Genomic DNA, 12,674 nt, shown 5'->3' with positions numbered 1-12,674 from the left:
TAGTGCGGTGTGTCACAGCTATTTTATTTAGAGCCATACTATCGGCTATACTGAATGTACAAGTATGTTTTCGATCACATACAGGGCAGGAGATGAAGTACGAATGTCTAAAACTATCGTAGAAAAATTAAATCTACAAAAATATAAGCAAGTGGCTATATTGAATCAACCTGAAGATTCTGATTATTTCACGGAGCTGTCAGGATATGATACAACACTTAAAGAGGGCCAATCCTACGATCTTATCTTCGCTTTTACGTTGGATATGGAGTCTTTAAAGGAACTTATGAATCGTGTAATTGAAAAGCAGCATTTAAATAAAAATGGCTACTTTTTTACCGCCTATCCGAAAAAGGGTAACAAAGTATACGATACGTTCATTCATCGAGATGATTTGATGACAGGCTTAGGCAGCGATGAGCAGGGTTATGTCGGGACAAGCACGGTTAAATTTGCGCGTATGGTCGGACTGGATGAGGTATTCACGGTAGTTGGATTTAAAGAAGATGCGAAGGGTAAAGGTCAGACTTCCTCTGCATCCAGTCAATGTGTAGATGATTATATTGCGCTCATTCCGAGTGTGGAACAGGACTTGGCAGATACGCCTGAACTGCTTGTGATTTATCAGGGACTTACACCAGGATACCGTAAGGACTGGGCACGTTATGTGTACAGCGCAAAGCAAGAAGCCACAAGATCGAAGCGTCGTGACGAGATGAAAATGATTCTTCAAGCAGGCTATAAGAGTCGTGAGCTGTATCGTAAAGATCACTCGTAAATTAGACAAATAATAAGACCCCCAATCTGTTAATGGTTAGGGGGTCTTCGTATGTTATGTGTATGATTATTATTACCGCCGTAATCGCATTTATCCCGTATGAGAGAGATTCTTAGATGTAATGCGCTTCACATACTCAGCCTTGCTTTGCTCCAGCTGTTCTTCACGTAAGTTGTCTACATCATGAAGTGCATAAGGGGGGAGGTAAGTAGCGCTAATAAAATGGATTGTTGCCTCAATCGGTCTAAGGAGTTCTTCGATTGTGAAACGGTTCGTACCCGTTGATAGATATTCCTCTGCTGTAGCGTGAGTAGATGTTGCTACACCAATTTCTTTGTCTTTCAAGTGATCCCCATCTGGTCCGAAGGCCCAGCCAAATTGCAGCACCACATCGAACCACTTTTTCAAAAGCGGTGGACTGCTGTACCAATAAAGCGGAAATTGAAAAATAATACGATCATGCGCTAGGAGCAGCTGCTGTTCGCGAGCAACGTCAATGACTTCATCGGGATAAGCTTCATAGAGGGAATGAACCGTAATCTGCTCATGCTTGCCCAGCTCCTCCACCAATGCTTTATTAATTTTTGATTCCGCTAAATTAGGGTGAACCACAATAACTAACACGCTCATCATTACCACTCCTACTTTTCCAATTTGAATGTATGACTTAATAGTACTCATCATAAATCAACTACGTACAAAAAATAAGTACGCACTTTTTCGGAAGATACTTACCAACGGGTAAGCGTAAGCTGTGTTACTTTAAGGGATCTCATTTTATAGAAGACAAAACAGAAAAACAGAAAAAACCGTCCAGCGCTTATGCACATACAGCAATGACTCCTATCTGATAAATGGGGGGTCAGTACCTGCAGGTGCGGTAACCGTGACGGTTTTTTATTTTTGTTCTTGAGTAAGTTCGGGACAATTGATGGTAGCCGACTTAGCTTTTGAGTGTTCGGCTTGGAATTGAAGTCCCCATTGCTGCAAATGGTCAATGGCAGGTCTTAGGCCTTCGCCGAGAGGAGTTAGTTCATACTCTACTTTTGGAGGATTCGTTGGATAGACATGTCGAGCGATAATTCCGCTTGCTTCGAGGTCGCGCAGTTGTTCGGCAAGCACCTTGTGATTAATGCCTTCGATTAGCTTTTTCAGCTCTCCATAGCGTTTTTTGCCATCAAGAAGCTTGTAAATAATAGTGGATTTCCATCTTCCAGCGAATAGGGCAATGGAAAGTTCGATCGGGCATTGATACGTCTTCCCGTTGAATTCGTAGAATGGACTAGGGGTTTTGATTAGGAACACTTCCCTTCTGGTAAGTATCGAACGAGAAAGTGCGTACTTACTTATAAAAAGTATATGGTGTTAAATTGGAAATGTAAACCACAAAACCCTTAAGAGGAGCTTGAACGATACGCAAAAAGTACCTCGTCTACCTCGTTTCTACGGCGGCCCAAAGTTATTATATATAAATGCTCATATTTACATATAATTACTAACTAATGTACAATATATGTATATGTCACGTTTAAGAGAGGTTATTCTAATGATGAAAATGGGTAACTGCTCGGTGCAGTTGAGCTAATCTGATAACAGATTGCGCCGAGCTTTATATTAGGACTGTTATCAGTCAGCTGCACCGCATCCGCACATGAATAATTAATAATCAATGATGCGAGAGGGGTACAGTTATGATGAAGACAAATGAATGGAAGAACCTTTGGAAATCAGAAGAGGAAAAGACATTTGCAGGCTGGGATTTTTCTTATATTGATGGGCGATCTGAGTTTCAGAACGAGCCTTGGGATTACAAAGCCGCAGTCTTATCTTATATAAATTCGTCCACGACACTGTTGGATATGGGTACAGGTGGGGGAGAATTTCTATTATCCCTGTCACCGCCGAAGGGCAGCACGTTCGCGACGGAAGCTTATTTGCCCAACTATGAACTGTGCAAGCGGACACTGCCTGCTCATGGGATTGAGGTTAGGCGAGTTGTAGATGACAATGAGCTGCCATTTGAAGACAATTTCTTTGATTTGGTGATCAACCGACACGAAGCCTTCTCTGTAGAAGAGGTACGCCGTATTCTCAAGCCGAATGGCATCTTCGTTACGCAGCAGGTTGGGGGACAGAACAACAAGGAGCTTTCCACCTTTTTATTAGGAAGAACACCTAAGATCGTGGACCGGACGTTCAATCTCGCCAACAGCAGTGAAGAGCTTGTCGAGGCTGGGTTTACGATCATCGATTCGGGGGAGTATTTCCCGACGTTGAAGTTCTTTGATGTAGGCGCGCTCGTTTATTTTGCAAAAATCATCGAATGGGAGTTTCCTAATTTCACGGTGGAGAAGTGCTTTGATAAGCTATGCCTTCTTCAAGAGCAAGTGGAGGAGAAGGGCTATGTGGAGTCGATGGAACATCGATTTTTCCTGATAGCTAGAAAATGATTTTATAAAGAGACAGATAGCAGCTAACCTGACTCCTAAATATCTGGCTCCTAAATATATAGAAGCGACAGAACCTTCAACTACGCCTGGTATATGCGGAAGAGAAGGTTCTTTTGCTAAGTTCCACACTTATGAGCAAAAAGATAATTGAGGGAGATTGCATGAATATGAGTATGAATAACCTACTTGAACGTATAGAAGCAGCGCAAACCAAATTGAATTTCTCTGGGGCCGTTTTTGTAAAACAGGGAGATTCTATCCTAGCTCATCGCAGCTACGGCTATGCCAATCGTTCGGATGAAATTCCTAATAAGATGGATACTCGCTTCGGGATTGCTTCAGGCTGTAAAATATTCACTGCCATTGCCATAGCTCAACTTGTTGAACAAGGAAAGTTATCTTTTGACACCACACTAAAAGAGTGTTTACAAGTATCATTTCCCCATTTCGACGATAACATTACGGTTCACCATTTGCTAACACATACTTCAGGTGTACCGGATTATTTTGATGAAGAAGAAATGGATGACTTTGAGCAATTGTGGATCACTACGCCGATGTATCATGTTAGGAGACTGCACGATTTCTTACCGCTGTTTCAGCATAAGCCGATGAAATTTCCGGTAGGCAGCCGCTTCCACTACAATAATACAGGCTTTATATTATTAGGATTGATTGTGGAGCAAGCAAGTGGCATGTCATTTAGTGACTATGTCCAGAAAAATATATTTGATAAAGCTGGTATGGTGGACTCAGGTTACTTTGAATCAGATCGATTGCCGGCACGCACGGCGCTAGGATATATCGATTTACCAGATGGCGGTTGGAGAACGAATATATATGCGCTGCCGGCTAAAGGTGGTTCAGATGGTGGGGCGTATGTAACAGCTGCTGATATGGCACGATTATGGGATGCACTTATGAATCACCAATTACTGAGTAAAGAGACAACCGATCTTTTGCTACGTGAGCACACAGAAGCGGAGAAAAATTTCTCTTACGGTTATGGGGTTTGGCTTCAGAAGAATGCAGAGGGCTCACTGTATTATGTGTTGATGGGGTACGATCCAGGCGTTAATTTTAGAACAGCGTTTTATCCTGAGCGATCGCTCAGCATTGTGGTATGTTCCAATCAGTCCGGTGGGGCTTACGAAATGCTGTCTACGATTGAGGATGGATGGGACTAAATGATAAAGCGGGAATAATTGAATTTGATTAGCACAGCTATGTGAGGGGTTATCCTCCATTTGCTGTGCTTTTTTATTTATTCACAAATAACCTAACCCAATTTCCTGTTCGAAACGATTCATAAATTGTTTTGAAATCAATGATGTTTTACTATTCTCGGCTCGTACCCAGCCAAGCAGAAGAGGTTTCTGTTCCAGACCGGTGATTTCAAGCAGTACAAGATCGCCGCTCTTAACAAGAGGGTGATCAATAATGGAAAAGTCATATCCAACGGTAATCGCCAGCTGTTCTTTCAATGCATAGGCTAGCGCAAGACCGTTATTGCTTGAAAACAGCACATTAACGGGTCCAACTGTCTCATCCAAATCATTGATGAATTTATGGGTATATTCGATATCCAACAAAGCAAAAGGATACTGCACCATTTCTTCAGGTGAAATTTGCTTTTTGGAAGCCAAAGGGGAGTTTCTCCATACACCAATAACGATATTGCCTTTCCATATTGGTTCAAAATGCAGGCCAGCCAGTCCATTATAGGCCATATCTTGATACATGCTTATTAGTCCTAAGTCGACTTCATCTTTTCTGATCTGAGCTAAGATTTCTTCGGGATCTCTTTCTGCTATGCCAAAATGAACACTGGGATATTCTTTTTTCAAACTTGCTACGGTTCGCACTAAAGGATACATCACGCCGGGAATGGTTGCGATACGCAGCTTGCTTACCGAGACTTCCGTATAATATTTTGCCTCATCTTTAATATCTTGTGTCGCCCTAATCACTTCTAATGCTTTCTTGATGATGCTCTTTCCTTCTGGAGTAGGAATGCTTCCCATCCGGGAACGATTGAATATTTTAATGCCCAGCTCTTCTTCCAGGTTCGTAATCGATTGGCTAATAGCAGATTGAGTGACATGCAAATTGTTTGCAGCGGATAACAGTGATTTCGTCTTGGCTACTTCAACAATATAGTGCATCTGATCAAGGTTCATGTTACCGCACCTTCTTTATATTAATTTTGCTTAACCTATATTAAGTTTTCTAAAATTTAATTTAACATACCGAGGTGTTAAGATGTAATCAGAATCATAGCTTACTCGGAAGGAGTTACATGTGATGAGACTACAAGGCAAAACAGCGATTATAACGGGTGGAGCGACGGGAATTGGTAGAGCAACGGTTCAAAAATTTTTGGAGCAGGGCGCAAACGTTATTTTTACAGATATAAATGAAGAAAATGGCCGTAAAACATGCGATGAACTGAAAAGGGTCAGCGAGAACGTAATGTTTATCAAGCATGATGTTCAATCCGAAGAAGATTGGGCTCTTGTTGTAAGCGAGGCTAACGACAAATATGGGCGCATTGATGTACTGTTTAACAATGCAGGCATATTCAGCAGCAAGCCGATTGAGGATTACACGATTGAAGAATGGAATCGACTGATGGGCATCAATGTTACAGGAGTATTCCTTGGTATGAAGCATGTTATTCCTATTATGCGCAATAAAGAAAGCGGTTCCATTATTAATGCTTCCTCCATTGCAGGCTTGAAGGGTGCCCCGAACCATGCTCTATATGGTGCAAGCAAGGGCGCTGTTCGCATTATGTCAAAAGATATAGCGATGGAAGTCGCTCAGCATAAAATTCGTGTTAACTCGATCCACCCCGGTGTTATTCAAACACCGATGGGAGATGCGGTGGCTTCGGGTGTCAAACTAACGACGGAGCAGTTGGCGAGCCATATTCCATTGAAGCGATTAGGTACACCTGATGATATCGCTCATTTGGTCGTGTTTCTAGCTTCTGACGAGTCTACTTTTATTACAGGTACGGAAATGGTCGTTGATGGAGGATCTTCCGCTCGATAATTTTCGATAGGCTATAACGGATGAAAAGGAGAATGTCGTATGAAGCTTACAGGAAAAGTGGCTGTTGTTACAGGTGGGGCAAAAGGAATTGGGGAAGCAACTGCTAAGCTATTTATCGAGAAGGGTGCCAAAGTAGTAGTCGCTGATTTTTCTGACGAGGGAGAACAAATCGTTCAAGCATTGAAAGAAATGGGGGGTGAAGCTCTCTTTGTAAAAACGGATGTTTCAAAAGAAGCAGATATTCAGCACTTGGTTACCGAAACGGTTCGTCATTTCGGAAAGCTCGACATTATGGTTGCAAATGCGGGGATTGGCGATTCCGCACCTATCCATGAGTTAGGGCTTGATCGTTGGCAGAAGATGATCGATATTAATTTAACTGGTGTATTCCTTAGTGATAAATACGCGATTGAACAAATGCTAAAGCAAGATACGGGCGGTGTTGTCGTAAATATGGCCTCTATGCTGGGGCATATTGGTCAAGTAAATGGAACAGCGTATACAGCTGCAAAGGCGGGCGTCGTGAACTTAACGAGAACGCTCGGCGTGACGTATGCGAAACAAGGTATACGTGTAAATGCCGTATGTCCAGGCTATATCGATACCCCTCTGCTTAGCCAAGCGAGTGAAGAGACGCGCAATAAGTTGATTGCTGGCCATCCGATTGGTCGCCTTGGCCGTGCAGATGAAATTGCAAAAGCAATCTTGTTCCTAGCGAGCGATGATTCCTCCTTTATGGTGGGAGCTAACTTGCTTGTAGATGGTGGATATACAGCCCAATAAAATAGAATAAGCGTTCGGCGAATAGCAGCCTTAGTTCGGTAATTAAAAACGGGACTAGGGCTGTTTTTTTATACAAAAATATATTCGGCGTTCATGGAGATACATTAATTCATTACTCGACCGGTTACTTTTTATACTTTTTTGTTTACAAAGTTGGTCGTGTCTATTATGCTTGGATGGTAAAATGTTTCAAATTAAGGAGGTAAACCGATGGAATTAGCGGGGAAGAAAGTGGTCATTACAGGAGCGAGCCGTGGATTAGGGCAAGCATTAGCGATCCATTTAGCTAAGATGGGAGCTCAGTTATTTCTGTCTGCACGGACAACGGATAGCCTTAACGAAACATGCCGACTTGTAGAGGAAGCCACGGGCCAGGTGCCATTGAAATACGCAGTGGATTTGCGTAATCCGCAGCAGATTCGCTCCTTTGCCGAAGCGGTTGAGCAGGAGAGTGCTGACATCGATATCCTTATTAACAACGGTGCGATGTGGTTGGCTGGGGAATTTGATAGCGTGAGTGACGAAGAGATCAGCGATACGATAAACTCTGCTGCCGTAGGTACAACCTTGATTACACGTCATTTCCTACCGATGCTGCGCCGCTCCAAGGGTGCCGATATCGTCAATATGATTTCCGTATGTGGTCTGTTAAATGTTCAGCATGAATCAGCGCATGAAGCGTTCCATGCTGCCAAGTTTGCACAAGCTGGCTTCACAGATCGGCTGCGCCATCGCCTCAAGCCAGAAGGAATTCGCGTTATTGGAGTATATCCACCTGACTTTGACGATGTTTCTCCGGTTGATCCAGAGTGGTCTCAACCTCGAAACACTCGCGACGGACAAAGCATTTCCAATCGACATGTGGTGGAGGCGATCACGTTTGCCCTTACTCGCGATCGGATATGTTCCATTAACTCAATCCAGCTTGATACGTGGCCGAGTGCCTAAAGTGTAAGGGCAAAACAGGATTCATAATGAGGCGATTTCTGCAGCATTCTAATTGAGTTGATAGATAAAAGAAAAGGGATACCTCTTGCCTTGCTATTTATTTGGAGAAAGATATGCGTATTCGTACGTACATTATGGTCGCTACTTCCTCCACAGCAAGTAGATAAAGTATGGTGCCCCGATGATTGCAAACATAATACCTGCTGCAATCCCTTCTGGATCAGCAATATTGCGGCCAATCGTATCGGCAACGAGCAGCAGCCAACCGCCGAGCAGCACGGCTAACGGAATAAACAGCTGATGGCGCGGCCCAATAAGTGCTTTTGCTAGGTGAGGAGCGATAAGGCCAATAAAGGCAATGCCCCCTGTCACGGACACCGCAGATGCCGCCAAAGCGACAGCTGCCAGCAGCAGCACGATTCGTTCTTTCTGTACAGAAACCCCTACACCCACAACGACAGGCTCGCTTAGCATAAGGATATTCATCCGATTTGCCTTATACAGCGTAAACGGGATCAGTACGATGAGCCAAGGAAGAAGTGCCCATACGAACGGCCAGTCCGCCCCCCAAATATTGCCCGACATCCATTTTGCAATAAAATCAACTTTGTTGCGATCCGCCGCGGATATGAGCACGATCATCAGTCCCGACAATGCCATGGAGAACCCAATACCAACGAGAACAAGTCGAACAGGCTGTAAGCCCGTGTGCTTATTATAGGAAAATGCATAAATGAGAGCTGCCGTCAGTAAAGCCCCTGCAAAAGCTACGGCAGGAAGGACATAGACAAATGAATCTACATCAATCGGTGCAAACAAAAAGAATATTGAAATCGCGACGCCAGCCCCTGCGTTAATACCGATAATACCCGGCTCGGCTAGCTCATTACGTGTAATGCTTTGTAAAATCGCACCTGACAACGCTAATGCCATACCAGCAAGCACAGTAATGACAATCCGAGGCAGGCGAAGCGTGAATAAGACGAACTCTTCTTTGAACGTACCGTTGCCGAACAGTGTAGGCAATATCCGGTCGTACGAAACGGAGGAGAAGCCCATTCCTAAGCTAATGATAATCGTTAGTAAAATAAGTGCCGAGAATGCAATAAGCAGCAATCGCTGTTTACGAATAAGAGTTGGAGGAATCATGAAAGTGTTTTCCCTCCTTTTAATACGATCATCAAGAAGAATGGTAGGCCAAGAGCAGCAATAAGAGCTGCTATAGGTGTTTCATAAGGAGCACCAATCACGCGTGCCATCGTATCTGCAAACATCATGAAGGAAGCGCCCACTAATGCGCACATTGGTATAATATAACGATAGTCGGTCCCGACGATGCCGCGCACGATATGCGGAATCATAAGCCCAAGAAAGGCGATATTGCCGACTAGTGCAACAGAAACACCAGCAAGAAGCGTTGTGACCACAAACAGTACGGCTTTAATCCATTTAATATTTTGCCCAAGTCCGATCGAAACTTCCTCGCTTAGGCTCAGAATCGTCAACTGCTTTGAAAATAGAAGTGCGAGAATAAGGCCGATACATATAAACGGAATAATAATTTGCAGCTGCCCCCATGTAGTACCTATCAATCCGCCAGCCGTCCACATGGATAGATCTTTGGACACTTTAAAGTAAATACCTATCCCCTCCGCAATTGCGTTCAAGAATGCTGTCATCGCAGCTCCCGCCAATACGAGACGCAGTGGCGAAAGACTGCCCTTCTTCAAGGAAGCAATGCCGAATACGATAAACGCCCCGACTGCAGCACCAATAAAGCATGCAATCGTGATGCCAAAGTAATTGGCTGTCGGGATAAAGGCTAGTGTTATTGCGAGTGCCGCATTGGCCCCTGCTGTTAAGCCGAGCAATCCCGGATCAGCCAAAGGATTGCGCGTCATACCCTGCATAATGGCTCCGGATACGGCTAATGCAGCTCCAACGAACATCGCACCTAGCTCTCGCGGGAGGCGCAGTTCACGGATTGTTGTAATGCCTTCGCCCGTTTGCTGCGACGTCAGAGCCAGCCAAACATCTGATAAAGTGGTATCGGCTGCTCCGAATATAAGCGAGGCTGCAAACGTTACAAGTAATAAGATGAACCCAACGATTAACTTCAGGGTAAAAGGGATGGTTCGTTCACTTTGGTATTGTTTTATCATGAGTCCCTCATCTTTTCTGTCGTAGAATAAAAGGACAAAAGAACCTCCCAACCCACATGAGAGCGTGGAGGAAAAGGTTCTTTGTTATCCTGGTCGTACGAATGCTTGCTTATTTACTTACTTATTTGCCGAGAAAGCTTTTAATAAAGAAGTCTAACTGCAGCTCAAGCGTAAGTGCATCATTGAAGTAGAACTCCATCATATCCACTTCAAATATGCGATTGTTTTTCACCGCAGGAATATTCTTATATGTCTCGGTTTGTTGGAAGGAATGGTCACCTTCTTTAGTTTTGCTGAGAATGACGTAGTCACCCGCATACTGCGATAGAACTTCCGTTGAAAGGGCATAGTAGCCGTCTTTCGTCATTTCTTTTACCTTCTCAGGCATTTTAAGCTTCATTTCTTGGTATAGAATCTCTGTACCACGACCCCAATTGTCGCCGTAGACGTACAACTGCTTGTCATAGTTTTCAATAACAGACACTGTCGCATTTTCGCCAATTTTAGCTTTAATTTCTTTTCCAGCTTCCTGTGCGCGCTTCTTGAAGTCATCGACCCAAGCACGTGCTTCTTGCTCTTTATTGAGCAGCTTGCCGATCTCGATATGCTGCGTTAAATAATCGACTTTACCGTATGTGTACGTGACAGTCGGTGCAATTTTCTTTAAGTTTTCTACATTTTTAATATTAGACAATCCGATGATAAGGTCTGGCTGAAGTTCAATAATTTTCTCCAAATTCTCATCGGATACTTCTGCAGCATCTTTCATTTTTTCTTCAAACTTCGGGTTCTTCTTCGTCCAAGAATCTACGCCAACTAGGTTAACGCCCAAGGACTCTACATTACCTGCGAATGAAGATAGAACGATGACACGCTGAGGATCAGCAGGAACTTGAACAGGGCCGTTTTCCGATTGGTACGTAATTGTGCTTGGTTTTGCTTCTTTAGGAGCTTCAGCTTCCTTGTTAGCTGGTGCTTGGTTGCCGCATGCACTAAGGACAAGCAGGCAGAGAAGCAGTGGGAAGAATAGTTTTTTCATCATATGTAACTCCTTTAGGCAGTTTCTTACTGCTAATCGTTGACGTTTAAATGAGATTCACAATAACGATACAAATAGGTTGATATATCGTATTGCGTTTTATACTGATAATGATTATCATTAACAGTACGTTATTAATATAAGATTATCGTTCTAACTTGTCAATTTAATAAATAATGGGAATTTATAATAATCAAAGTTAAAGTAAACCTCGCATGCTCCTACTAGCTTGCGGAGGATGATAAGGAGCGTGCGGAGATGGGCGAAATAGATGTATTTGATGTAACGATTATTGGTGGAGGGCCAGCTGGGCTGTTCTCTGCTTTCTATAGTGGTCTTCGTGAGTTGAAGACGAAGCTTATCGAATTCCAGCCACGCCTAGGTGGTAAAGTTCACGTGTATCCGGAGAAAATGATCTGGGATGTAGGTGGACTTGTACCTACGACGGGTGCGAAACTTATTGAGCAGATCGTTCAGCAAGGTCTCACGTTTAATCCTGAAGTCGTATTAAATGAGAAATTAGAATCCATCGAGAAAAATGAAGACGGATTGTTTGTGCTACATACAGCGTCGGGAACGAAACATTACTCGAAAACGGTTATTGCAGCGATTGGTGGCGGAATTTTGAATCCGCAGAAGCTGGAGATCGAAGGCGCTGAGCGTTATGAAGTATCGAACTTGAACTATACAGTTAAATCGTTAGCTTATTTTAAAGGGAAGACGGTTGTTATATCCGGCGGTGGTAATTCAGCTGTGGATTGGGCCAATGAGCTGGAGCCGATTGCAGGCAAAGTATATTTGACTTACCGCAAAGATGCTCTGTCCGGTCATGAAGCACAGGTCTCACAGTTGATGAACAGCTCCGTAGAGTGTTTGTTCCATACGACGATTACGAAGCTAATTGCGGATGAGAGTCATGAAGTGATTGAGCGTGTTGAGCTGACGAACCATCAAACAGGTGAAGTGACACAGTTGGCCATTGACGAAGTCATTATCAATCATGGCTATGAACGTGATTCAGCGTTGATTGGCAATAGCGATCTTCCCATCGAACAAGTGGATGATTTCTATATGGGATGTAATCCGAAAGGGGAATCATCTGTACCAGGTTTGTATGCAGCGGGAGACATTTTGCATCATGAAGGCAAACTGCACCTTATTGCAGGAGCTTTCCAAGACGCAGCGAATGCAGTCAATCAGGCGAAGCAGTTTATTGAACCTGAAGCGAGCAAATGGGGGATGGTTTCCTCTCATAATGAAGTATTTAAAGAGCGCAACCGCGAGCTTGTGAAGCAAATGATGAGCTAATTGAATAAATAGATTGTTGAAACGGGCACTATGGAGTGCCCGTTTTTTTGTGTACGCTGTATGTATGCAACGATACCAAACTCCGCACGTTGCTGTTCCCCATTTTTTTCAGATAGGTTGTTAATGGTTCGCTCCTTTCTTCGTATTAA

13 protein-coding genes are annotated in these 12,674 nt (G+C 43.6%); 7 read left to right on the top strand and 6 right to left on the bottom strand.

Annotation, left to right across the window (positions count from 1 at the left end; translation table 11 throughout):
• Positions 1-103 precede the first annotated feature (103 nt).
• Positions 104-778, top strand: a complete 675-nt coding sequence (locus tag FPZ44_RS18240) for a YdeI/OmpD-associated family protein (protein WP_144992434.1) — start codon at positions 104-106, stop codon at positions 776-778.
• A gap of 90 nt (positions 779-868) precedes the next feature.
• On the opposite strand, the gene FPZ44_RS18235 is transcribed toward FPZ44_RS18240, so the two are convergent.
• Together FPZ44_RS18235 and FPZ44_RS18230 are read right to left on the bottom strand one after the other, a co-directional pair.
• Positions 869-1,408, bottom strand: a complete 540-nt coding sequence (locus FPZ44_RS18235; RefSeq protein WP_144992769.1) for an NAD(P)H-dependent oxidoreductase — start codon at positions 1,406-1,408, stop codon at positions 869-871.
• Positions 1,409-1,675: 267 nt separating this feature from the next.
• Positions 1,676-2,083, bottom strand: coding sequence for a winged helix-turn-helix transcriptional regulator (locus FPZ44_RS18230; protein ID WP_222429818.1), 408 nt, complete (start codon positions 2,081-2,083; stop codon positions 1,676-1,678).
• Positions 2,084-2,469: 386 nt separating this feature from the next.
• Here FPZ44_RS18230 and FPZ44_RS18225 point away from each other — a divergent pair, with 386 nt between their 5' ends.
• Positions 2,470-3,228, top strand: coding sequence for a class I SAM-dependent methyltransferase (locus FPZ44_RS18225; RefSeq protein ID WP_261378415.1), 759 nt, complete (start codon positions 2,470-2,472; stop codon positions 3,226-3,228).
• 161 nt (positions 3,229-3,389) lie between these two features.
• The gene (locus FPZ44_RS18220) at positions 3,390-4,415 is read left to right on the top strand and encodes a serine hydrolase domain-containing protein (RefSeq protein ID WP_144992432.1); all 1,026 of its coding nucleotides are present in this window, start codon (positions 3,390-3,392) and stop codon (positions 4,413-4,415) included.
• 81 nt (positions 4,416-4,496) lie between these two features.
• Here the strand turns inward: FPZ44_RS18220 and FPZ44_RS18215 are convergent, their stop codons facing one another.
• Entirely contained in the window at positions 4,497-5,408 is a 912-nt protein-coding gene (locus FPZ44_RS18215; RefSeq protein WP_144992430.1) for a LysR family transcriptional regulator, read from the bottom strand.
• A gap of 124 nt (positions 5,409-5,532) precedes the next feature.
• Here FPZ44_RS18215 and FPZ44_RS18210 point away from each other — a divergent pair, with 124 nt between their 5' ends.
• The 3 genes from FPZ44_RS18210 (at position 5,533) to FPZ44_RS18200 (ending at position 8,016) form a co-directional block, all read left to right on the top strand.
• Positions 5,533-6,285 carry an SDR family NAD(P)-dependent oxidoreductase gene (locus FPZ44_RS18210; protein WP_186786133.1) on the top strand — a complete coding sequence of 251 codons (753 nt, stop codon included), beginning with the start codon at positions 5,533-5,535 and terminating at the stop codon, positions 6,283-6,285.
• A gap of 39 nt (positions 6,286-6,324) precedes the next feature.
• Positions 6,325-7,068, top strand: a complete 744-nt coding sequence (locus tag FPZ44_RS18205) for an SDR family NAD(P)-dependent oxidoreductase (RefSeq protein ID WP_144992426.1) — start codon at positions 6,325-6,327, stop codon at positions 7,066-7,068.
• Positions 7,069-7,278: 210 nt separating this feature from the next.
• Entirely contained in the window at positions 7,279-8,016 is a 738-nt protein-coding gene (locus FPZ44_RS18200) for an SDR family NAD(P)-dependent oxidoreductase (protein WP_144992424.1), read from the top strand.
• A 141-nt stretch (positions 8,017-8,157) separates the two neighbouring features.
• Here the strand turns inward: FPZ44_RS18200 and FPZ44_RS18195 are convergent, their stop codons facing one another.
• The 3 genes from FPZ44_RS18195 to FPZ44_RS18185 form a co-directional block, all read right to left on the bottom strand.
• Positions 8,158-9,165, bottom strand: a complete 1,008-nt coding sequence (locus FPZ44_RS18195) for a FecCD family ABC transporter permease (protein WP_144992422.1) — start codon at positions 9,163-9,165, stop codon at positions 8,158-8,160.
• On the bottom strand, positions 9,162-10,178 hold the full coding sequence (locus tag FPZ44_RS18190) for a FecCD family ABC transporter permease (RefSeq protein ID WP_144992420.1): 1,017 nt from the start codon (positions 10,176-10,178) through the stop codon (positions 9,162-9,164). The genes FPZ44_RS18195 and FPZ44_RS18190 overlap by 4 nt, the downstream gene beginning before the upstream one ends.
• Before the next feature lie 121 nt (positions 10,179-10,299).
• Positions 10,300-11,217, bottom strand: coding sequence for an iron-hydroxamate ABC transporter substrate-binding protein (locus FPZ44_RS18185; RefSeq protein ID WP_144992763.1), 918 nt, complete (start codon positions 11,215-11,217; stop codon positions 10,300-10,302).
• A 258-nt stretch (positions 11,218-11,475) separates the two neighbouring features.
• Here FPZ44_RS18185 and FPZ44_RS18180 point away from each other — a divergent pair, with 258 nt between their 5' ends.
• Positions 11,476-12,525, top strand: coding sequence for an NAD(P)/FAD-dependent oxidoreductase (locus FPZ44_RS18180; protein WP_144992418.1), 1,050 nt, complete (start codon positions 11,476-11,478; stop codon positions 12,523-12,525).
• The last annotated feature ends 149 nt before the right edge of the window (positions 12,526-12,674 follow it).

The organism is Paenibacillus agilis, assembly GCF_007786455.1.
In the GTDB taxonomy this organism is placed as follows: Bacteria; Bacillota; Bacilli; order Paenibacillales; family Paenibacillaceae; genus Paenibacillus_B; species Paenibacillus_B agilis.
Note: the sequence above shows the minus strand (reverse complement) of the source record. Positions and strands in the feature narration are given on the sequence as shown.

What these genes read in the sequence shown, in the direction of transcription:
- FPZ44_RS18240 (WP_144992434.1), top strand. Translation starts at nt 104, where the DNA reads ATGTCTAAAACTATCGTAGAAAAATTAAATCTACAAAAATATAAGCAA.
- FPZ44_RS18235 (WP_144992769.1), bottom strand. Translation starts at nt 1,408, where the DNA reads ATGAGCGTGTTAGTTATTGTGGTTCACCCTAATTTAGCGGAATCAAAA.
- FPZ44_RS18225 (WP_261378415.1), top strand. Translation starts at nt 2,470, where the DNA reads ATGATGAAGACAAATGAATGGAAGAACCTTTGGAAATCAGAAGAGGAA.
- FPZ44_RS18220 (WP_144992432.1), top strand. Translation starts at nt 3,390, where the DNA reads ATGAATATGAGTATGAATAACCTACTTGAACGTATAGAAGCAGCGCAA.
- FPZ44_RS18215 (WP_144992430.1), bottom strand. Translation starts at nt 5,408, where the DNA reads ATGAACCTTGATCAGATGCACTATATTGTTGAAGTAGCCAAGACGAAA.
- FPZ44_RS18210 (WP_186786133.1), top strand. Translation starts at nt 5,533, where the DNA reads ATGAGACTACAAGGCAAAACAGCGATTATAACGGGTGGAGCGACGGGA.
- FPZ44_RS18205 (WP_144992426.1), top strand. Translation starts at nt 6,325, where the DNA reads ATGAAGCTTACAGGAAAAGTGGCTGTTGTTACAGGTGGGGCAAAAGGA.
- FPZ44_RS18200 (WP_144992424.1), top strand. Translation starts at nt 7,279, where the DNA reads ATGGAATTAGCGGGGAAGAAAGTGGTCATTACAGGAGCGAGCCGTGGA.
- FPZ44_RS18195 (WP_144992422.1), bottom strand. Translation starts at nt 9,165, where the DNA reads ATGATTCCTCCAACTCTTATTCGTAAACAGCGATTGCTGCTTATTGCA.
- FPZ44_RS18190 (WP_144992420.1), bottom strand. Translation starts at nt 10,178, where the DNA reads ATGATAAAACAATACCAAAGTGAACGAACCATCCCTTTTACCCTGAAG.
- FPZ44_RS18185 (WP_144992763.1), bottom strand. Translation starts at nt 11,217, where the DNA reads ATGAAAAAACTATTCTTCCCACTGCTTCTCTGCCTGCTTGTCCTTAGT.
- FPZ44_RS18180 (WP_144992418.1), top strand. Translation starts at nt 11,476, where the DNA reads ATGGGCGAAATAGATGTATTTGATGTAACGATTATTGGTGGAGGGCCA.